The following is a 20,604-nucleotide window of genomic DNA, read 5'->3' as shown; positions in this document are numbered from 1 at the left end:
AATTCATGGCTGGTAACAAATACTCCCAACATTCCAGCTCTACCGAAAGCTCTTTTACCTCAACCTGTTTGCCAGTCCGGCTCGATTTCACGAAGTGAGTATTCCGGCTGAGGAGGCGCAGTCATGTCTGAAATGAACATCAAGCGAAGTTCAATATCGTTCCCCCATTCTGAAAAAACGCGATCCATGCATGGGCACGTCGGCTTCGTGATGCTGCTCGCGGGGTTGATGGTCGGATTCGATGGAACATCATCGGCAGACGCCGGGATCTGGCCCTGGTCGCGGAAAAAGGAAGAAGTCTCGACGCCCAAAGATCATCCCCAGGCTCCACCTCCTGACACGGGGAGCTTGAATGCAGGCATTCGCAATCTCCTGCTGGATGCCCATGCGGCTCATCAGAAAGGCGATCTCTCGACGGCCTTAAGACTGGCTCAAAGAGCTGAAAAACTCGCCAAAGCCTCACAACAAGTCGCAGGGAAACCCAATGAACTGGAGGGAACTGCCTCCCGTTTCGTCGTGGAAATTACTCGCCAACTGGAAGAAAAAAACAAGTCGCTGGCAGTGCAGGAAGCTTCGAAGTCGCCTCAGGTCGCAGCCACTTCCAAAACTTCTCAGGAAGCAGCAAAGTCAAATACAGGGAAAACTACGACTGAACCTGCTGCCGATGCAGTTCCCGGCAGGACCACTGAGTTGCCTCGCGAAACTCAAGTCGTATCAGCAAAAGGAAGTGAAAACACTGCAGTCAAAGCGCCGGCTGAGCCAACTCATCAGATTGATGCCGATCAGGGATTGAGAACAGGAAATCTGTTGTTGCAATCGACCGCTCCTGTGATGGAGTCCATCGCCAGTTCTTCGGCAAGTTCGAAGACAATGGTCACTCGGTCTCAGCCAGAGAATTTCCCGGCGAAGGCAGAACAGCCAGTCACCGATCTCCCTGATTGGGCACAGGATGTTCAACCTGTCCAAGGCCAAGGCGAGCGAATTGCCGAGACTTCCATGGCCGCGGAAGTGAAAACAGTACCACTGGCAGAAAATGTGACGTCTCAGAATCAGAACTCTGCGGTGAATCTAAAGAGTTCCCCAATCGAAGCGCGATTGTCCACCCCATCTCACTCTGCGGACGCCCGGGACGAACAGTCTCCGCAGGTTGCGACCGTATTGGAGAAAGCCCGCACGAAGCCAGCTCAAAAAGATTTATCGACAGCCCACGAACTACCCGCATGGGCCCTGGCTGCAGAGCCTGTCGAAGAGCCGGAAGCTCGTGTTTCCGTCGATTTTGGAACATCCATGGTTGATCAGGAAGCGTCTGCTGGTTCCAGCTCAAAAAACATCACTCGCTCTGGTCCAGTAACGCCTCAGGTTCAAGCCGAAGTGGTGAGCTTGCGAGAAGTGGTCGGCGAAGCACAATTGCCCGGCTGGCGTGAGATCACACCAATGGACATTCACCAGCCGGCTCGACTGGATCCTTTATTGCGTATGCAGGTCGAAATGGCGGCAGCCGCCACTCGAGATTTACGACAGAGAATTCTGGATGCTCCCTGCTTAATCAGCAGTGAATCCAGGCAACTTGATCGCGCTGCCGAAGGCACGATTACCCTCGCATCGAATTCGCGTCAGGTCACGCCGACGGCAATTCCTTCAAGCCATGAGGTCTCGGGAAGTTCTACTGCGGGTGATCAGTATGCCGCCTTGCGTCCAGAGGGAGATCGTGCAGCTCGATCTCCACTGAGCGTTGTCGCTGTTGCGGCCAGCACGGCAAATTTGACGAACCCCACAGCTGTCAACACACAGCCTTTGATCGAGCCAGGATTCACTTCATCGACAGCAAATCGGACCTGGGCATCGCAGGTTGTGGTGCATACCCACGAGCAGTCAAACAGGGAAAAGCCAGGTTTTGTGGCGGAGTCAACTACTCAAACAGAATCGAGCCAGACTCGACTGGTGGAGACTGCCATTCATTGGATGAGAAGCCACCCCGTGAGACACCGCTGGATGATGGCAGCGGTTGCTTTGAGCGTTTTCTCACTCTTGTGGTGGTACGGCGGACGCCAGTTGCCGAGCTCTCGCTCGGTTTGAGATCTGCTCTTGTGCACGTGCTGTGGCCTGGGCGGCTCGATACGCTTCCTGCATGAGTTGACTGAAACGTTCAGCAAAAGGGACGGCGTGCAATCGAAGTGGCTCTGCAGCCGCTCGTGACCGGATGACGATATCGCTGGATCGATAAAACGACTGAAAGCTCGCAGGATCGACCTCGATTTCAGTGACTTCACTCCAGGGGATCTGCGTCACGATGTGCCGTGTGAGTATGGTTTCAATGACCACGCCCGAGGTTGCGACCACATAGCGAACTCCCTGCACTTTGAGCCATAGATACGCGACAATGGCAATGGGCCAGGTCGGCGGTATCCACACCAGATACGACAGCCGGACTCTGGGTGTCATGTGAGGCAGGCTCTCGTACAACTTTCCCAGGAATTTCCCAGTGGTTGTGCAGGCGATGGAAGGGTAGACCGCCTCCAGTCGCTGTTCGTCATCTGTAGAAAAATTGGAAATTGGGGAGTTCATCAGACACTTGAGTGACAAAAGGTAAAGTGCATAGATCTCGTCACGAAACTGATACGACATCGAGTCTCCCGAAATCCTGCCCATCGGGCAAGCCTGCCGGGAGGAAACGGGATCCTTGTTTCGATGGCATTCGTTTCACAGAGAGAGTCAGTGACGTCCGCGAGGAGGCTCGGCAATGACCAGTTTCTGAACGCAGATCCGGCCCAGGCGGGCCACCAGAGTCCTGGCTATAAAAGTTGAAGGAATCGTCTCAGGTGGTCTTGAATCTGCGGGCTGGATTGAAGCTTGGGGATGCACAAAAGAAGCCAGTTGAAACGTCTTGAACTCGGCAGAGTCGGGGCGATCCAGCAGTGCAAAAGTCTCCGTCAACCGCCGCGAGATGCTTGCCAGAAAACTGTGAAGTTCTGGCTCGTTAAGGTCATGACGCAGCAGTGATGTCTCATGCGGATTTCTATGACGTGTCAGGCGAGACAAGGTCCCGCCTTGAGAGCGATACAGACAGGGTTCAACATACGCGCGGCGAAGCTGATTCATTTCATTAAACTGCACCATCCACGATTGATCCCAATAAATCGAGAGCCAGTCGTTAGCCCGCGTTCCGATGAGAATTTCGTCAACGCTCTGAAGTCGAGCGGGTGCCGGATCTTCCAGATCATCGCTGTGCTGGCCATTGGCCGGGTGATCTGGTCGAATGCGTTTCCAGATTGCGCGTGATGTCAGAGCAATCGCTTCAGAGAAAAGATCGTCGTGATCTGCTTCCTGCCGGGCCATAAATTGCTGACTCGTCACCAGTGAGACAATCTGTCGCCGTTGTGCCAGGGGGCCAACACAGACGTTTGACTCAGGCCATACGTTAAGGAATCAGCCCGGCAACGTTGTGTGTCAAAGGCAGATCCTTAGAGAAAATTTTATCGTCGTTCGACCGAAGCAGGTTCTTGACTTGCCACCTGCTTCGCTTTCCATTTCTCGAAGCGATTCCACCCCTTATCAAGAAACGCAGCAAACTCACCCTCTTTGAGTTCGAGTCCCTTGTACGTAGCCAAGACCGTCTTTCCGTCAGGCGACATTACCGCGTACAATGGAAGCGTTAGTTCGCCGAACCATTTTTCCTGCAGAAAGATGTTTCGCTCCTTGAGCTTTTCGGCATATTCGCTGTCCGTGATATTCGGCACACGATCGGCAAAAAGCTGAATTCCCAGGAATCGCTCGAGGCGAGAGCGGTTGTCCGGCTGCTTCATCTTCTGCTCCATGAGGCGGCAGTTCACGCAGTTGACCCCGGTGAAGTCCAGGAAAAGTGGCTGCTGCCGGGACTTGGCGACCGTGAGGGCGCGATTCACATCGAGCGCGAAAGGGATGCCGTCGTGCACAAGCACCGGCCCCAATTCATCCGTTTCCTTAAACCCGTGCTTCAGCTGGGGAGGAGCGAAAGCCAGAATCTGCGGCATCAACGCCCCGCCAGACTTTTCCGGGGTCAGGACACCCACCATCAGGAAGAGGGACAGGCCCAGGAAAGCTGTTCCCGAGAGTGCTTGCAACGAAGAAATGCGATCCTGCGGCTGATCGTGCGACAGATGGAAAACACCCAACAAATAGAGGCCAGCCGTAATCGCCAGTACGCTCCATGCGACCATCACCAAGGCAAAGTCGAACAGCAGAGGTTGAGGATTCATCGACTGATCGGCCACGCTGAAGAACTTGATGGCAGCGCCGATTTCGACAAAACCCAGCACGACTTTCAGGGTAAAGAGCCATCCACCGCTCTTTGGAAGCCGACGCAGCATGCTGGGGAAGAGAGCGAGAAAAAAGAACGGCAGGGCAAAGGCGGTCGAGAAGGCGAGCATGCCCAAAATCGGCCAAAGAACATCGCCTTGGGAAGCGGTGGCAAGAAGTGAGCCAGCGACAGGAAAGGTGCAGGTGAACGACGTGAGGGTGAATGTCAGGGCCATGAAGATCACACCCAGGTACCCACCGGCTGACTCCTGATTGGCGGTGTAGGTGAGTAGCCAGGAAGGGGGCTGAAGCTCGAAGAGCCCCAGCATACTTAGACCAAAGGCCACGAAAATCGTTCCGATGATGACATTCATCCAAGGGTTGTTGGCCAGCTGCGTAAGAACCGGGCCACCAAAAACCAGAGCCAATCCCACTCCCAGCAAAGTGAACGCCGCGATGATCGATAGGCAGTAGACGATCGCCAGACCGAGGGACTTGCCATGACCCTGCTTGAGGAAGAAGCCGACGGTGATCGGCACCATCGGGAAAGCGCAGGGAGTGAGTAGTGCGAGCCACCCCCCAAGAAATGATGCCACCAGAAAACTGACGATTCCAGAATCAATCAGTCCATTGCTGTTCTCATCATCTTGATCCGTCCAAAAAACAACGCTGTCAGCATCCGAGTTATCAATTTCAGTGGTGGGAGCGTTTGGTTGTTCTGTTGAAGTGGCAGGTTCATCTGGCGGGATTGGCGCCTTTCCAGTTTCGCCGACCACGCTTCCATCTCGCGACGTCATCGCAGTCACCGGTGGTGCGATGGCTTCTGCCTTCTCTTGCGCCCCTAGGGCAAAAGAGAATTTGGGCATGGGGACGCAGGAGCCTTTGGTACAGGCTTGCGAGCGGATGACGCCCTTCAAGCCGTAGATGCCGGGGGCTTGCCCTTCGGCTACCAGAAAGGGCTTTGTCCAGGTCACCTTGTCGTAGTAGACCTCCAGTGGCCCACCGGCTCCCGGTTCGACTTCGTGTGGATGATCTGCCACAAATGGGCCTGCTTCTGAAAGGCCATTCAATTGTTCGAAATCAACAACTGTGGCCGAGCCGCCAAATCCGTCGGGTTGCGTCATGGAGAAGGTATGGTATTTCGGATCGATCTTCGCGGTGAGGACAAGTTCAACCTTTTCGCCCGGCTTGGCATTTTCGGGAGTCAACTGAGCAGTGAACTCGATCGGCTGAGGCTTGACGCCACGCTTGAGTCGCTCGGTCACTTGAAAGGGAAGCATGCTCCCTGCGGCGGGCTGCTCGATTGAAGCTGTGGTGGTCGCCTTGGCTGGCATGCGCTCCGGGATGTTTCCTTCGAGCTTAGCCGAGAATTTGATGGCTGGAATAATCGGTAGGCATTGCCCACCTTCTCCGGCGCTGCAGTATTGTCCTTCGAGCCCACCGCTGATAACCAGGTTTTTGAGATCGACAGTCGGGGCAATATTCAGCACCTGGGTCCATGTCGCTGAATCGTGAAGTTTGAAAAGATCGACACCAAAGAGCGGTTCAAAGACCTTTTGTGGTGGTTTCGCAGAGACAAATGCACCTGCCGCAGTGACCCCTTCGGGAAGCTTGGTACGAATCTGGGTGCGACCCTCAAACTTGCCCTGCACATCATAAATATAATGACCTTCCGGCAGCACGACGGTCACACTGAGTTGTGCCTGGAACTGTTGAGCCTGGAGTCCGCTCGCTTGCTCTGGAAGCAGTGTCAATTGAGCTGATACGACCGGCTTGGCGGCAGCCCCACCCAAGAGCGAGTCACCTGCCGAATCGCCAAACAGATCATCAAACTGAGCCTCTGCTGCGATTGGGAAAACCAGCACCGCGAGCACCACGGCAGACAATTGCCAAAGGCTCTGCCAGAGCCCATGGCGGATGTCATGGCGGCCCTTGACGACACCTGATCGATGGGCATCCAGGCGATCATTATCAGAGTGTTTGGAATTATCAGGGTGCATTGAATTGCAGTGATCAATCTGGGCAGGCTGGAATGTTGCGGCAAAAGGCATATTCAGAGTCCGCTCTGCAATGGGGGAAGTCAGCAGCGATTATGTGTCAGTTGGGGCAGGTTGAAAAATGACAGTCTGCACCCGGTTAGATCTCTGTTTGAAAATCCGGGAACAGACTTTTCAATATTTCCTTAAGTTTAGCGTAAACCTTACAAAAAATTGGTTCAACCCTTGGGTTTCTGACAAGTTCTCTGACAAACAATGCATGAGTTGTGCCAATTGATCCCATCCGCATGTGCAGCCGGTTCTTTTGAACTCAACCAGAATCGAACTTTTGAAGAAGATCGTGTTTCGCATGTCGATAGAACTTGTCAGCACTCCTTCAGCGCGCTACCATTTTCGCAGCCTGCAAAGGTTTGTGCATCCCCTGCGGTGTGCGTGATGAGCCGAATGCGTTGACCCTACAATCATTGTTTCGGATGTCGGATCCGTCTGGCCGCGTGTATATCCGATGCTGCGAATGCAGCCTCTCGGCTCACACAACCCGGGCGTTCGGCATCCACCTGAACATTAAGGGTTCAGATAACCATCAGTGCTCACACGGCTCGCGCGGAGGTTGCACTTTTTCGTTTGAGGGACTGCCTCTGAGGCAGCATTGGTTGGAGCGTTAATCATCCAATGGCTCTCAACCGGCAGTCCCTGGTTCAGTTTGCGGGTCGGCCTCGGCCAATTCTTTGTAGGGTGGATGCGAATTCACCAATTCAGTTTCTCTCCAACACTTGGTACTCACTTCGGCTCCGACGTGAAGCCTCACCATAGACTCTTCCACTCACCATGCCATAATGGCGGGGGAACAAGTCTTTCCCATGCCAGGTGATCCATGTCTCTCTTTGCCAGTATTGAGGCGTCGCATCTTGAGGATGCCAAGCCACTCGCTGCCCGGATGCGTCCAAGGAACCTCAACGAGTTCATCGGACAGTCACACGTTCTGGGCGAAGGGACGCTCCTCAGACGTATGTTGATTGCCGATCGCATTCAATCTGTCGTCTTCTATGGCCCACCCGGCGTCGGAAAGACAACTCTTGCAGAGCTCATTGCCAAAAGCTCAAAACGCCGATTCATCGCACTCAATGCCGCTGCCACCGGAGTCAAGGAACTGCGCGAAGCCCTTGATGAATCCCGCGAGCGACTCAAATCGAGCGGCACAAAAACACTGCTCTTTGTCGATGAACTGCATCATTTCAACAAGCAGCAACAGAATGTGCTGTTGCCCGATGTCGAACAGGGAGTTATCTCCTTAGTGGCAGCCACGACGGCCAATCCCTTCTTCGCGCTGATTGCACCGCTTCTCAGCCGGAGCCAGATCTTTGAATTGAAGCCGCTCTCTACGGAAGAAATCAAAGCCGTTCTCCGTCAGGCCTTATCCGATGAGACACGAGGTTACGGCCAGAAAAACCTGAGGGTTCCCGAAGACGTCCTTGATTTCCTCGCGGCGAGTAGCGATGGCGACGCGCGCAGGGCGCTTTTAGCTCTTGAGATTGCTGTCGAATCGTTAGATTCCCGCGTTCTGGAACTCACCCTCGAAATCGCACAGGAGTCGCTGCAAAAGAAGGCCATTCGCTACGACAAAAGTGGCGATGATCACTACGACGTCATCAGTGCCTTTATCAAAAGTATGCGTGGCAGTGATGCCGATGCCACCATCTACTGGCTGGCCCGCATGTTGGAAGCAGGAGAAGAGCCTCGGTTTATTGCCCGCCGGATTGTGATTGCCGCCAGTGAAGATGTCGGCATGGCCGATCCTCAGGCACTGGTTGTCGCGATGGCGGCCGCTCAGGCCCTCGAAATGATCGGCATGCCGGAAGGCCGAATTCCTTTAGCACAAGCGGCGGTCTATGTCGCCACGGCTCCAAAATCCAACGCCTCTTACAATGCGATCAACCACGCGCTGAGTGACATTCAGAAACAATACATTCTGCCAGTTCCGAATCATTTACGGGATGGCCACTATCCCGGTGCCAAACGTCTGGGCCATGGCGAAGGTTACCAGTATCCTCACGATGCCCCAGACGGCTGGGTCAGGCAGGATTACCTGACAGAGCCTCGAAGCTATTACACACCCACCGGACGCGGCTACGAGGCGGTCGTACTTCAGCGACTCATCGAGCGGAATGAATCAGGTCGTTCTCCGTCGTAAATCATTCGGGTTGGGCTCGATCAAGATGTCCAGGTGGTGGCGGGCCTTGTGCAAAGAGCAGTCGTATATCATCAATTCGACTTGCTGAATCTTCATGCGTCTGAAGTCTTTCGACTGGCACGGAATCTATGAACTCGACAAGATTCCTGAAGCAGGTCTTCACTTTTTGCTCGAATCGTGGCCTGTTTCAATTGCGGCTTTAGAAACCCACAGGTTCCCACCATCAGTAACGGCCTTGATACTTCCCACCAGATTCTCTGCCAGAGGTCCTCTCGATGAACGTCGTTGATCGTCGTCAGTTTCTTGGCCTGACACTCAGTGCGGCAGCCTTCAGTGCCGCCTCAAATTTACTTCCATTCGGCGACCGCTATGCCCACGGCAAAGTTCTCGGTGCAGACGGGATGCCTGTCTCACCGCAAGTCGAGGGGCCGGAAACGATGTTCCTGACGTGGCCAGGCGATCCCACGACGACCATCTGTATCCAGTGGATCGACGAAGATCATGGAAACGAACTTGAAATCGCTTACTCCCCATGGGACAGGGACGACTGGAGGGTTGTCCAAGTGACTTCCAAACCGTTCCCGTTGACGAAAGACAAAGTCTATCGTGCCAGCATTTCGTCACTTCAACCGGGGACAGAGTATCGCTTTCGTATGGGAGCCGATGCTCCCACGTTCCGTTTTCGAACCACGCCCAGAAAGCTGACTGATGCCTTTCATTTTGTCTCGGGTGGTGATGCCGGTACAGGCAGCCATGCGATCGGAACCAATCAACTTGCAGCCCGGCAGGAACCTTACTTTGCTCTCATTGCCGGCGATCTCGCTTACGACAACGGCAAATCTCCGAAAACATTTATCAAGTTTCTGAAAAACTACCGAGCCCACATGGTTGACCCACAGGGCCGGCTCATTCCGCTGCTGGCCTGTCCAGGAAACCATGAGGTCGATGGTGCCTATAAACAGCCCCGCGAAAAGGCGGGTTCCTACCTCTCGGTCTTCGACTGTTTTTATCCCGATACGACCTACGGTGTGTACGATATCGGCGATGACTTCAGCCTTGTATTGCTCGATACCGATCATATTTCGCCCATCGAGGGGGAACAGACGTCATGGCTCGAAAAAACGCTGGCCGCACGACAAGACAAAAAACATCTCTTCGTGGCCAATCATGTCCCCGCTTATCCATCGTATCGAGCTGCCAATATCGACAGCGATAAGCCGGGAACGGGAGCCGCCCAGCGAAAACTCTGGTGCCCTCTGTTTGAACGTTACAACGTCGATGTCGTACTGGAACATCATGACCATCTTTTCAAACGGTCACATCCGTTAACTGATGGCCGAAAAGATAAATACGGCGTGCCTTACTTAGGTGATGGTTCCTGGGGGATGTTGCGGCCCCTCAAAGAACCCGAGTTGCGGCCCTACCTGGCCAAAGTCAGTTCGTCATACCACATGACGGCCCATCATCTCGAAGGAGACGAACGGTTTCATATCGCACTTGAAGAGAATGGCCGGATTGCCGATGTCTGCATGACCAGAAATAAACGTGCTGCCCGAAGAGGATGATCTTCAACGATTGGTCATCGCGACGCGTTCATGGAGTCTCGAGAGTTGACTCTGGCCGTTTGTGAATGGTCATGAGAATGGCGGAGAGGGGGCCGCGTTCCGCATATTGCTGGGTCTTCACCTCGAAGAATGCAGGTAAACGTTGAGCCCATTCCCTCACAGCCTCAGTTTCGGCTGCCCCTGCCGGATGACCGGGATAGAGCATAACAGTCAGCAGGCCGGTCGCAGAAAGCAGCATCAAGGCCTGTTCGAGTGCCGCGATCGTCTCCGTCGCCGTGGTGGTGATGGACTTATCACCTCCGGGAAGATAGCCCAGATTCAACATGACAGCGGCCAACTTTCCATGATACTTTTCGGGGATGACGGCGTTCATCTGGCTGTGCGAAACCTGATGCAATTGCACCCAGGTCAGCCCCGCTTGAGACCGCCGGTATTCGCTGGCAGCGATCGCCTGTTCTTGAATATCGAATGCCCACACGAACCCCGAAGGGCCGACAGTTCTGGCAAGAAATTCCATGTCATGGCCATTCCCCACCGTCGCGTCGATTGCGAAATCTCCGGGCTGAAGATGCTGCCGGAGCAGTTCATGGGCAAGGGTGGTTAGCGGCACGGGTCGCATGACAATCTTTCGGAGGGATTGCTGACTTGATGACAAGAGAAAGCCGGCCGAGCCATCGACGCGATGACTCAGGAGTTCTTAGGCTGCTGGAATGATAGACTGAATGCCTCGTCGCTTCCTGACAGTGAAGTCAGGTCTTTGTCATTTTTGTTGGATGGCCACTCATAGGCTTTCCATGAAATAATAGCGCTCAGTGTGCCATGCTTGCAGTTCTGGGCAAGCATGTTTTCGCAACTAACAGCGCTGTTATTTCTTGTGAAGCCTGTCACAGTTCGCATTTCAGAGGTTGAGCAGTACATGTCAGCACCCACAGATTCGAGCGTATCCTCACAGCCAGGCCCTGTGTTGCCAGAATTAAGAACGCTGGGCACCACCGATATTCGGGTCACGGCGATTGCGATGGGGTGCTGGCCGATTGCGGGCATTACGACGCAAGGTGTGACCTGGCCTCGAAGTCTCGCCACACTCCAGGCAGCTTTTGATGCCGGAATCAACTTCTTTGATACGGCTTATTGCTATGGTTACGAGGGAGAATCGGAGCGATTGATTGCAGAAGCCTTAGGCCATGTGCGCGACAAAATTGTGATTGCATCGAAAGGGGGCATTCACTGGAGTGCAGATCGAGTTCAAGTCAAAGATGGGCGGCCCGAAACGATCATCCGGCAATGTGAAGAGAGTCTCCAGCGACTCGGTACCGATGTGATCGACTTGTATTATCTCCACAGCCCGGATCCACAGGTTCCCGTCGAGATTTCTGCCGAGGCATTTTTACGGCTGTTCGAGCAGGGCAAGATTCGCAGTGCCGGTCTTTCGAATGCGACTTTAGAGCAGTTGTCGGCGTTTCATCGGGTGTGCCCGCTGTCGGCATATCAGCCGCGTTACAACATGGTGCAACGGGAAATCGAACAGTCTCAGTTGCCGTGGTGCCGGGAAAACGAGGTTTCGTGCATTGTCTACTGGCCGCTGATGAAAGGTTTGCTGGCTGGGCATTATCCGCGAGAGCATGTTTTCCCTCCGGCAGACAGTCGCCATAAGTATGCCGTTTTTCAGGGGCAAGAGTGGCAAAGGAACCAGGATTTGCTGGATGAATTGAAGGCGATTGCTACGCGGTGTGATCTTTCAGTCGCCCGGCTCGTGCTCCAGTGGACAATCCAGCGGCAAGGGATTACCTCAGCCCTGTGCGGAGCCCACCGGCCCGAACAGATTCAGGAGAATGCGTTTGCCATGGTGGGAAAACTCAGTCATGAAGCGTTATTGGAGATCGAGTCAGCGATTGCCCGCCGAGATTTGTCATAAACATTTTGAAAAAAATCAGATTCCTGTCGAAATGGCCATCGGCCAATCGTCATCTTGCTGAGTGAGGTCGTGGATCTCGCCAATGATTTGAATGAGTGCGACGGCGTTCGAACGCCTCGCCAGAAGATCAGGGAACTGAAAATGCTTTATGCCGTCCTGGTTTATGAAACAGCCCATGAAACAGAAGCTCGCAATCATCCAGAGCGGGCCGGTGCTTATTGGGGAGCCTACAAAGCGTATTCGGACGCGCTGGTACAAGCGGGTGTGATGGCGGGCGGTAATGCTTTACAGACCATCAGCACTGCGACAACGGTACGAATTCGTGACGGTAAGCGTGATGTGCAGGATGGTCCTTTCGCAGATACCAAGGAGCAGCTCGGCGGAATGTTCGTGATCGATGTGCCCCATCTCGAAGCGGCACTCGAATGGGCAGCACGTTGTCCTGCGGCTCTCACGGGTTCAGCAGAAGTGCGACCAATCCTGCCGATGAATGGATAGCGAGTTTTTGTGTTCGCAATTGAGGTCGAATCGTAAAAGTTCGATGCCGGGAGACGCGATGAGTGTTTCGCAAGATGTTGCTGTTCATCGCGTGACTTCCGGGGAATCGCATCTGGCGGTCGAACGCGTGGCCCGCGAAAGCTATGGACGTTTAGTGGCCATTATCTGTCGAAAGACGAATGACCTGGCCGCTGCAGAAGATGCCCTGGCGAGTGCTCTGCTGACTGCACTGGAAACCTGGTCACAAAGCGGGTTACCCGTCGATCCTGAAGCCTGGTTGATTCGAGTCGCGCAGCGGAAATGGCTCGATGAGACCAGGCATTCGCAACTGCGAGACCGCGTGCTCCGCGAAGTCATCAGCCCGGTCTTGGCTCTCCTGCAGGAGAAATCGGCAATGCACTCGTCCGAAGATCCTCTGCAGGATGACCGGCTGGCCATGATGTTTGCCTGCGCTCATCCCGCGATCGAACCTTCAATGAGAACGCCACTCATTTTGCAGGCCGTTCTGGGAATTGATGCGGGGCGCATTGCCTCGGCGTTCCTGATCAATCCGCAAACAATGAGCCAGCGTCTTGTCCGGGTGAAAAACAAACTGAAGGTGGCGAAAATTCCCTTTGAATTGCCGCCTGAGCATGAATGGCAGGATCGACTGGATGATGTTCTCAGTGCCATTTATGCAGCCTACGGAACAGCTTTCGATGAAACAATGTCCGGCCAGTCTGGTACCCGAGCTCTTGCCAGAGAGGCGATTTGGCTGGCGCATGTAGTTCAAAAGACATTACCTCAATCTGCCGAAGCAGCGGGGCTTTATGCACTCCTGCTCTTCTGTGAGGCGCGGCGTAACGCACGGCGTGGGATTGACGGGCAGTATGTTCCGCTGCTCGAACAATCGCCGGAACTCTGGGATGGGGGAATGCTCGACGAAGCCGAAGCCATTCTAATTGCCGCTTTTCAACAACAAGCCCCCGGTCGATTTCAATGGGAAGCGGCAATTCAATCGGCCCATTGTGCGCGCCGGCACTTGACTAAGGAACACAGCTTCGTGGACTGGCCGGCGATTGCCGTACTCTACGAGGGATTGCTGAGCTTCGCACCGTCACTGGGGGCACGAGTGGCTCAAGTCGGTGCCTTACTGCAGGCGAACCAGATCGAACAGGCGAAGGAACGATTTGCTCTGATTCCGCGTGAGGCTTGCCGAACTTATCAGCCGTGGTGGGTGGTTTCAGCGGAACTCGCTCATCGGCAAGGTCAAAACAGTCAGGCCCACAGTGATCTGATGATCGCCATGGGCCTGACGGAAGATTCTGCAGTGAAAGCTTTTCTGGCCAGGAAGGCCGCCAGTCTCGAATTTTGAGACTGGCTTGAGTCGTCACATTAAAAGTCGACTATCAGAAGTCGCTAATTAGAAATCACCAGTGACTTCGCCACCGGCACGAGTTCCTAAAGCACCCCAAACACCGTGTGGGCTGGGACCGCCCAGAGTATTGGCGTTTGCCCCGAGGCCACCCGCATCGATGTTGTCGGAGATGAATCGGACAGCACCGTCAGCCATCAAAGCATGAACCCCACCTGTGTGATAGCTGCTGGCAGAGAGAACACTGCTGACAGCATCAGAAGTGGTGTTGGTATCATTTGTACAAGAAGGGGAGTTCGGAGAGAGAATGGGGGTGAAGCCGACATTCTCAGCCTGAGCATCAGCCCAGAATGAGCTGAACTTTCCTTTGACGTTGGTTGAGGTTGTGAATCGACGATTCGCACTGACTGCAGCCACCGAAGTCACGCACGAGCCGGGATTCGTGGTAATGGTCGCTACCCCAGCCAGGGTACCGCGTCGAACATCGACGTTGTTCTGCGACTGCCAATCGATGTTTCCAACACAACGCTCAGCAAATGCCAGAGTGTTGCTCGTACCATCTGTCACATCGCGAACACCGTAGGTCGCATTGCAGGCAAACAATCCGTTAGTACGGGTTTCGTCTCGGTTGTTGGTGATAAAGTCACCCATGTTGAAGGCATAGCTCACTGTGCCACGGGGACGAACTTCGAATGGGTCGGATGGGCACTTGAGCGCTGCAATATTCATGTTGTAACCACTCCAGCCTGCCCAAGGTCCTGATCCGCCGGGTGCAACCGGAACAGGTGTGGCAGCCGGATTGCCCGCTTCAATGCTGTTGTAGAATGGCGCCTGATCGAGATATGGCATCAAAGAAATCATGCCCGTACGACGGTTATAGTTTCCATCGTTTCGCGAAGAGTCACCATTTCCGCGGGTGCCACCTTTGCGGTAAACGAAAGAGCCAAAGACATCGTGGTAGTTGTGCAGGGCCAGGCCCAGTTGCTTCAAATTGTTACGGCACTGTGTACGGCGAGCTGCTTCTCGGGCCTGCTGGACAGCGGGGAGCAGCAGGGCAATCAAAATGGCAATAATGGCAATCACCACCAGGAGTTCAATGAGCGTAAATCCAGAACGTCTTGACATGAAATCAGCCTTTGTCGATGGGATTAAAAGAGAAGTCGGCAAGAATAGCCGTAAAACCACTAGGCTATTGTATCGGAAACCACGACAATTCAACAGGCTAAAACATCAAAATGTGTCGGTGTGTTTGCTGGCGTTTTGAGAGTTTTCCCTGATGGGAGGCCGCAGATTGCAGGAACTTCGACCTTCATCAATGTTGAATGAATTGCTAAAATGCGTGAGCTTGATTGGCGAAAGATTTTTTCGGGAAATGACTTACGGCGAATTGTCACCACAGAATTCCGTGTTTTCATATCGACTCAGTCCTGCATTTGATTCCCGTGCTGAACAAAATCCTTAGACTCTGCCAACGACCTGAACTGATAGATCCGCTCGGAGAATCCCTGCATGAGCAACGAATCACCGAGTCCGCAAGTTTCCGCTCCGGTTACCCAGTCTTCCCAATCGTCGATATTGACGAAGGTTCTTGTGGTTTGTGCATCCACAATTGGGGTGCATATTGCGTTGCTGAATCTATGGCCTCATGCCGAGAGCTTTCCCCCAAGGCATCGACCAGCCGAGGACACGCGTGCCGCAGCGTTTGCTGAAAGCCTTCAAGCGGCAAAGCTCTCGGAGAAGGAGGCGGCACTTTCTGGCAGCAGACTGCTGGCCAGTACAGGGTCGCTGACGAACCATTCCTCTGGCGGAACCGAACCACGCATTTCCGAACCTGCGCCGTTCCAGCCTCACGCATCCCCGTTGCCTCTATCTCAGGCAGACAGTGGCCCTCCCAATGAATTACCGCTGAAAGAACCCGCGACCTTGCCGGATCTCCCTCTGGAGACCACGGTGCAAGAGCCGAATTCACCTTCCCAAGTGCCTAAAGCTCCATTGGATCGCAGCGCTCCTCGATCACCACGTGAAATGGCGGCTCGCCAACAACGTTTCGACGTCATTAAAAAAGAGTTGCCCAACGCCAGTGAAGACGAACTCAACATCTGGGTGGAGCAGTTCCAGGATGTCCCCTTGGAGTCGCTGAGAGATCTCATTCGGCTAAGGCAGCAGTTCCCCGTGGGATTGCCAAAATCTTCCATGGAAATCGGCTCTCAGAGTCCCGGGATTCCAGGAGACTCGGATCAGCAGTCAGGCAAAGACCCCCAAGTCATCCCATCGCAGCCCGATGAAACTTATTCAGGGGAATTTGGTAGCACCCAGATTCCAGCACCTTCCGGCGGTGAGGTGTTGCGTACCGCCGATGTGATCGAAGCGGTGGCTCCGGAAATTCGAGTCCTTCGTGCAGCACAGCAAATTCACCGCCAGAACATGGCTCAGGCGAAGACAATTGGTTATCGCCGCCGGGTGGTTCAACTCCAAAGCCATGGCACTCCACCGGCCGAACAGGTGCCGTCTTTGAATTCGACCATCGACCCAACACCCGGCGAATGGATCATTACCGAAAGACCCCTGGACGTCGCGATTCAGGGCTACGGCTGGTTTGTTGTGCGACATGATCAACAACAACTGCTGACACGGGTGGGCCATCTCGTCTGGAATGAAAACAGGCAGCTCGCGGTCGAGATTGGCACAAAATCTTATCCGCTGGACCCGCCCATCGTCGCTCCTGAAGGCTGCACACAACTGCTGATTGAAGAGACTGGCAACGTTCAAGCCGCCACAGCGGGGAGTGAGCTTTCATCGCTGGGCGTCATCACGATGGCCACCGTTCCGGATGCGACTCAGCTTCTGGAAAAACTTCCCGGCTTGTTTGCAACAACTGGCAAATCGGGAAACTTGACCTTGCATACCGCAGAGACGGCTCGATCTGGTAAGCTGATTGCTGGCCGGTTGGAACAATCCAACGTGAACTCCGAATTGGAATTGCAGTTTCATCGAGATCTGGATGATCAGATCAGTTTACTGCGAACCGCCTGGGAAGAATCGCTGTCGAGATTGAACTGGGCAAGAAATGAGTAAATCTTCCCCTGGGTTCCTCAGTGGGGTGAATTTACAGAGATCGGTTTTTTGCGGGATCTGCCACTTATGGCCAAAAAGCCGAAACCTCAACTGCGGGCCAACCTGCTAAAGAATCGCAGCACGCGGCAACGCAAAAATGATTTCACCAGAGATGTGGAAGTCGATGCTGACCGCGTTTTTGAATTGAAATCGAGCGAGCGTGTTCGCGGCCGCAATGAAATGAGTCGCAAACGGACCATCAGCGGCGCCACGCTGGATGGAAACCGGATCGTGCTCGAGATTGATCCCGAGAAGGCACTTTATGGTCGAGTCCTCTCTTCTGTGGGATCTACTCAATGCACTGTCCAGGTTGAAGATGGCCGCCGATTCATGTGCAGTGTCCGGCGCATCGTCCGAACAGTCGCCCGCGAAACCCGGAATGCCGTCGTGGCGGGCGATAAGGTCTGGATCACAGCCTCTGATGAGACAACGGGTGTGATCGAGCGAGTCGAACCCCGCGAAGGTGTCCTCTCCCGCGGGCACCAGAATCGCGAACACATTCTGGTGGCAAACGTGAGCCAGATGCTCATTGTGGGCTCGGCAGCGCAGCCGAATCTGAAGCCAGCGCTCATCGATCGTTTTCTTGTCAGTGCCGGTAAGGGAGGCGTACACCCGATTGTCTGCGTCAATAAAATCGACCTGGTTGATCCCGTCGAGTTGGTCTCACTTTTGGGTTGGTATTCCCAGATTGGCTGCGATGTCGTGATGACCAGTGTGACCACTGGCTATGGTGTCGATCGACTGCGGCAACTCCTCAAAAATGAACAGACGGTGTTTGCCGGGCAGAGCGGTGTCGGGAAATCGAGCTTGCTCAATGCTGTTCAGCCGGGGCTTTCTCTCCAGACTGGCCAGGTGAGTGAAGTCACGCAGAAAGGCAAACACACAACGCGGTACACACAACTCTTGCCACTGATTGAAGGTGGCTGGGTTGTCGATACGCCCGGCATCCGGCAGATGGAACTCTGGGATGTTCGACCGGAAGAAATCGAAGGCTATTTTGTCGAGTTTCGCCCCTTTGTGGCGCTGTGCCGCTTCCCCAGTTGCCGCCATTATCGGGAAGAAGATTGTGCCGTGATCCGGGCTGTGCAGATGGATCTGATCCCACGAGTGCGGTACGAGAGCTATCTGCGAATGATGCTGGGCGACGACGCCTGAAATCACCGGGGCTTACTCATGAGGTGTGGCCTTGCATAACAGGTATAGCACTTGGTTGAGTGGCACGCCCCTGAAGGCTCTGCGAAAGGGCGTGATCTTAGCGTTTATAACATCCATTTGTGTGATTGCAGGGTGACTGTTATTGGATATCACCGTCTGCTCTCAGTCACTCCCTGGATAGGCAATGACCCATCCCAGAAATCAAGAGCGTGTCGAGGGTCAGTCAAGCATGCTTGCTCCGAGCCGCAAGCATGGCACTCAAATCTTTTCTTAATCCGGAATCTTTATTAGTAACGACCTGGATGAATGCCAATCGATTTGAGTCAACCAGACTCAAGTGATGTTCAATACGCAATTGAAAAAGAGAAAGCATCATCTAGGCATCCAGCAGTTTTCGGAGTGTCTCCACGTAGCGGGGGATGGCCTCGTCGGGGCTTTCGGCGGCTTCGTATTCGAGGATGAGATAGCCCTGATAGCCGGCATTCTTCAGTATGGAAAGAATGCGTGGGATATCGGCCAGTTCCTTCTTGCCGTCGGTCTTGAACATTTCGACCTTGAGCTGTGAATTGATGGCGAAGGGGGCAATTTTTTCGAGATCGGCATAAGGATCCGCCGTCCGAAAGTTCCCGCTGTCAAAATTGATTCCAAAGAAAGGAGAAGCAGGGACAGCGTGGTAGATCTTGAGGAGTTGTTCGGGCGTGGCAGTGATCCCGCCATGATTCTCCAGTGCCAGGCAAACCCCTTTGCTGGCAGCATATTCGACCGCTTTGGTGATCCCCTTCACGCAGCGTTCGAAGGCAATTTCCTCGGTATCTCCTTTAGCAACTTTTCCGGCGAAGATACGAATCACCGGTGCCCCCAGCAGAACGGAGTTGTCGATCCACTGTTTCGTCATCGCCATCTGGGCGTCGAGAGCCGGGCCTTCAGGAAGACAGAAATCGTTCCCAATCGCTGTGCCTGTGATATCAAGGCCTTTGCGGAATGCCTGGTTTTTGCAGGCGTAGAGATACTCTGGCGAGACATCCTTCGGGAAGTAGTAGCTTGTCAATTCGCAGCCATCGAGGCCGAGCGAAGCGCAGTAGTCGATGAACGTCGGGATCGTCGCTCCCTTGGGAGGAGTCTTTTCATCCCAGGCTTTCGCGAGACGGGCATTCCAGGAGTATGCCGCCAGCGACAAGCGGGTCTTCTTTTTGAGCAAGCCACTAGTGGGGACCGCAGGTTCGCTGGCCAGGATTGAACCTGTTGCAACGGACAAGCCCGTTGTCGCTGCAGCAGCGACCGTCAAACTCTGTGTGAAATCGCCAAAAAACTGCCGGCGGGAAGAAATGGGGAGGTTTTCTGGCATGTGAGTATTCCCTGATGATATTTCAGTGTGAGCGGACCTGCAGATTCCAATCGTACGAATTTCCGAGAATGCATCCGCATGTCGAGAGTATGACAGACAGCGGTTAGCGAATCCAAATCATTCAAACGAAAGTGAGCCGTGTTGCTCCTGCCATTGACGAAATGCTGCGAGAACCTGTGCAGGAGTCGCAGTTCCTGTGGCTCCCAATTGCTGGACAGTCACCCCCGCCACCAGATTGGCCACAATGGCGGCATCAATGACAGAACCACCAGAAGCCAGAGTCAGCACCGCACCCGCTGTGGCCCCATCGCCTGCACCTGTGGGATCAACTGGACCTGTCACCTTCAAACCCGGGATCAGCTGCTGTTTGGGATCACTCACGATGATCCCTTTTTCGCCCAAAGTCACAAAAACAGTCGCACCGGTTTCGGCCCGCAAGCGAGGGACGACCGGAATCAGATCCTTCTCATCAAGCTCGTCGCCAGGAAGTGGCTTGAATCGTCCGACCGCTTCGAACTGATTGGGCTTGATGATGATATTGCGGAAGTGGCGCACATTCCGTCGGCTATCGGCCCAGAACGTCACTTTGGGAAACCGTAGTGCCAACTCAGCGAGGACATCTCGCATCGACGATGTGATGACGCCTGTGTTCTGAATCTCCACCTGATCCATAATGATCAACGCATCGACTCGCGGCAAAATGTGTGTGAGTGCCGCCGTAAGTTGGGCGATGACCGATTGCGGTGTCGGATGACGATTTCGCACATCGTAACGGTGCATTTCTCCCTGCAGGCCCGGGATATGAATTTCGGTTGGCTTGATGCTGGTGGGAGTGCGGATTTCAGGGCAACGCAGCAGGCCATCTGTCGAACAACCCAGCTTCCTCAACCCTTGATGGAGATCGTACCCTTCGCCATCATCACCAATGGCTCCCAGGGCATAAAGTTCCCCGGCACCTAAAGCGGCTAGGTTGTTAATCACTGTCCCCGCAGCACTGGGGCTACGACGGACTCCCACCACCTGATGGGCTTTGCGACCTGTTTCCTGACTTGTTTCCAGCAGGCCGGAATCAATCTCAAGGTACTTATCGAGAAAGAAATCTCCCAGAACTGCAATACGCCGCAAGGGGAACTCGCAAAAGAGCTTTTGGAGATCCTCGATGTTCATATTTCAATTCCGAATAAAGGCGACTGTC

The 20,604-nt window shown here is 54.1% G+C and carries 15 protein-coding genes and 1 other RNA gene; 9 read left to right on the top strand and 7 right to left on the bottom strand.

Features of this window, described 5'->3' with window-relative positions; translation table 11 throughout:
* The first annotated feature begins 123 nt into the window (after nucleotides 1–123).
* On the top strand, nucleotides 124–2,076 hold the full coding sequence (locus A6X21_RS15805) for a hypothetical protein (protein WP_165603822.1): 1,953 nt from the start codon (nucleotides 124–126) through the stop codon (nucleotides 2,074–2,076).
* Here the strand turns inward: A6X21_RS15805 and A6X21_RS15800 are convergent.
* The 3 genes from A6X21_RS15800 to A6X21_RS15790 all read right to left on the bottom strand — a co-directional run bounded on the left by A6X21_RS15800 (nucleotide 2,023) and on the right by A6X21_RS15790 (nucleotide 6,326).
* Nucleotides 2,023–2,625 (bottom strand): PH domain-containing protein, encoded by a 603-nt coding sequence (locus A6X21_RS15800; protein WP_131818376.1) that lies wholly within the window; start codon nucleotides 2,623–2,625, stop codon nucleotides 2,023–2,025. The two genes, A6X21_RS15805 and A6X21_RS15800, sit on opposite strands and share 54 nt — an antisense overlap.
* Before the next feature lie 87 nt (nucleotides 2,626–2,712).
* Nucleotides 2,713–3,354 carry a hypothetical protein gene (locus A6X21_RS15795; protein ID WP_131818375.1) on the bottom strand — a complete coding sequence of 214 codons (642 nt, stop codon included), beginning with the start codon at nucleotides 3,352–3,354 and terminating at the stop codon, nucleotides 2,713–2,715.
* Nucleotides 3,355–3,473: 119 nt separating this feature from the next.
* The gene (locus tag A6X21_RS15790; protein ID WP_068849529.1) at nucleotides 3,474–6,326 is read right to left on the bottom strand and encodes a protein-disulfide reductase DsbD family protein; all 2,853 of its coding nucleotides are present in this window, start codon (nucleotides 6,324–6,326) and stop codon (nucleotides 3,474–3,476) included.
* A gap of 361 nt (nucleotides 6,327–6,687) precedes the next feature.
* On the opposite strand from A6X21_RS15790, the gene ssrS reads away from it, so the two are divergent.
* The 3 genes from ssrS to A6X21_RS15770 all read left to right on the top strand — a co-directional run bounded on the left by ssrS (nucleotide 6,688) and on the right by A6X21_RS15770 (nucleotide 10,028).
* A non-coding RNA gene (gene ssrS / locus A6X21_RS15785) (6S RNA) lies at nucleotides 6,688–6,886 on the top strand.
* 260 nt (nucleotides 6,887–7,146) lie between these two features.
* Nucleotides 7,147–8,463 carry a replication-associated recombination protein A gene (locus A6X21_RS15780; protein ID WP_068849527.1) on the top strand — a complete coding sequence of 439 codons (1,317 nt, stop codon included), beginning with the start codon at nucleotides 7,147–7,149 and terminating at the stop codon, nucleotides 8,461–8,463.
* Nucleotides 8,464–8,738: 275 nt separating this feature from the next.
* On the top strand, nucleotides 8,739–10,028 hold the full coding sequence (locus A6X21_RS15770; protein WP_068849523.1) for a purple acid phosphatase family protein: 1,290 nt from the start codon (nucleotides 8,739–8,741) through the stop codon (nucleotides 10,026–10,028).
* 28 nt (nucleotides 10,029–10,056) lie between these two features.
* Here the strand turns inward: A6X21_RS15770 and mnmM are convergent, their stop codons facing one another.
* Complete coding sequence (gene mnmM, locus A6X21_RS15765) at nucleotides 10,057–10,647, bottom strand: tRNA 5-(aminomethyl)-2-thiouridylate-methyltransferase MnmM (protein ID WP_068849521.1); 591 nt, start codon at nucleotides 10,645–10,647, stop codon at nucleotides 10,057–10,059.
* Nucleotides 10,648–10,944: 297 nt separating this feature from the next.
* Here mnmM and A6X21_RS15760 point away from each other — a divergent pair, with 297 nt between their 5' ends.
* From A6X21_RS15760 to A6X21_RS15750, 3 genes are all read left to right on the top strand, one after another.
* The gene (locus A6X21_RS15760; protein ID WP_068849596.1) at nucleotides 10,945–11,943 is read left to right on the top strand and encodes an aldo/keto reductase; all 999 of its coding nucleotides are present in this window, start codon (nucleotides 10,945–10,947) and stop codon (nucleotides 11,941–11,943) included.
* Between the two features lie 141 nt (nucleotides 11,944–12,084).
* Nucleotides 12,085–12,441 carry a YciI family protein gene (locus A6X21_RS15755; protein WP_068849594.1) on the top strand — a complete coding sequence of 119 codons (357 nt, stop codon included), beginning with the start codon at nucleotides 12,085–12,087 and terminating at the stop codon, nucleotides 12,439–12,441.
* A 58-nt stretch (nucleotides 12,442–12,499) separates the two neighbouring features.
* Nucleotides 12,500–13,795, top strand: a complete 1,296-nt coding sequence (locus A6X21_RS15750; protein WP_068849520.1) for an RNA polymerase sigma factor — start codon at nucleotides 12,500–12,502, stop codon at nucleotides 13,793–13,795.
* A gap of 48 nt (nucleotides 13,796–13,843) precedes the next feature.
* On the opposite strand, the gene A6X21_RS15745 is transcribed toward A6X21_RS15750, so the two are convergent.
* Nucleotides 13,844–14,920: a DUF1559 domain-containing protein gene (locus tag A6X21_RS15745; RefSeq protein ID WP_068849518.1), complete on the bottom strand. Its 1,077-nt coding sequence runs from the start codon at nucleotides 14,918–14,920 to the stop codon at nucleotides 13,844–13,846.
* Between the two features lie 384 nt (nucleotides 14,921–15,304).
* Between A6X21_RS15745 and A6X21_RS15735 the strand changes: the two genes are divergently transcribed.
* Together A6X21_RS15735 and rsgA are read left to right on the top strand one after the other, a co-directional pair.
* Nucleotides 15,305–16,870, top strand: a complete 1,566-nt coding sequence (locus tag A6X21_RS15735) for a flagellar hook-basal body protein (RefSeq protein ID WP_068849514.1) — start codon at nucleotides 15,305–15,307, stop codon at nucleotides 16,868–16,870.
* 66 nt (nucleotides 16,871–16,936) lie between these two features.
* Entirely contained in the window at nucleotides 16,937–18,064 is a 1,128-nt protein-coding gene (gene rsgA, locus A6X21_RS15730) for a ribosome small subunit-dependent GTPase A (RefSeq protein ID WP_013108828.1), read from the top strand.
* 376 nt (nucleotides 18,065–18,440) lie between these two features.
* Here the strand turns inward: rsgA and A6X21_RS15725 are convergent, their stop codons facing one another.
* Complete coding sequence (locus tag A6X21_RS15725; protein ID WP_068849512.1) at nucleotides 18,441–19,409, bottom strand: sugar phosphate isomerase/epimerase family protein; 969 nt, start codon at nucleotides 19,407–19,409, stop codon at nucleotides 18,441–18,443.
* A 117-nt stretch (nucleotides 19,410–19,526) separates the two neighbouring features.
* Complete coding sequence (locus tag A6X21_RS15720) at nucleotides 19,527–20,576, bottom strand: bifunctional heptose 7-phosphate kinase/heptose 1-phosphate adenyltransferase (protein ID WP_068849510.1); 1,050 nt, start codon at nucleotides 20,574–20,576, stop codon at nucleotides 19,527–19,529.
* Nucleotides 20,577–20,604 lie beyond the last annotated feature (28 nt).

The sequence above is a fragment of the Planctopirus hydrillae genome (genome assembly GCF_001707835.1).
Classification (GTDB): domain Bacteria; phylum Planctomycetota; class Planctomycetia; order Planctomycetales; family Planctomycetaceae; genus Planctopirus; species Planctopirus hydrillae.
The sequence above is the reverse complement of the archived record's forward strand: the minus strand, read 5'-3'. Positions and strand labels throughout refer to the sequence as shown.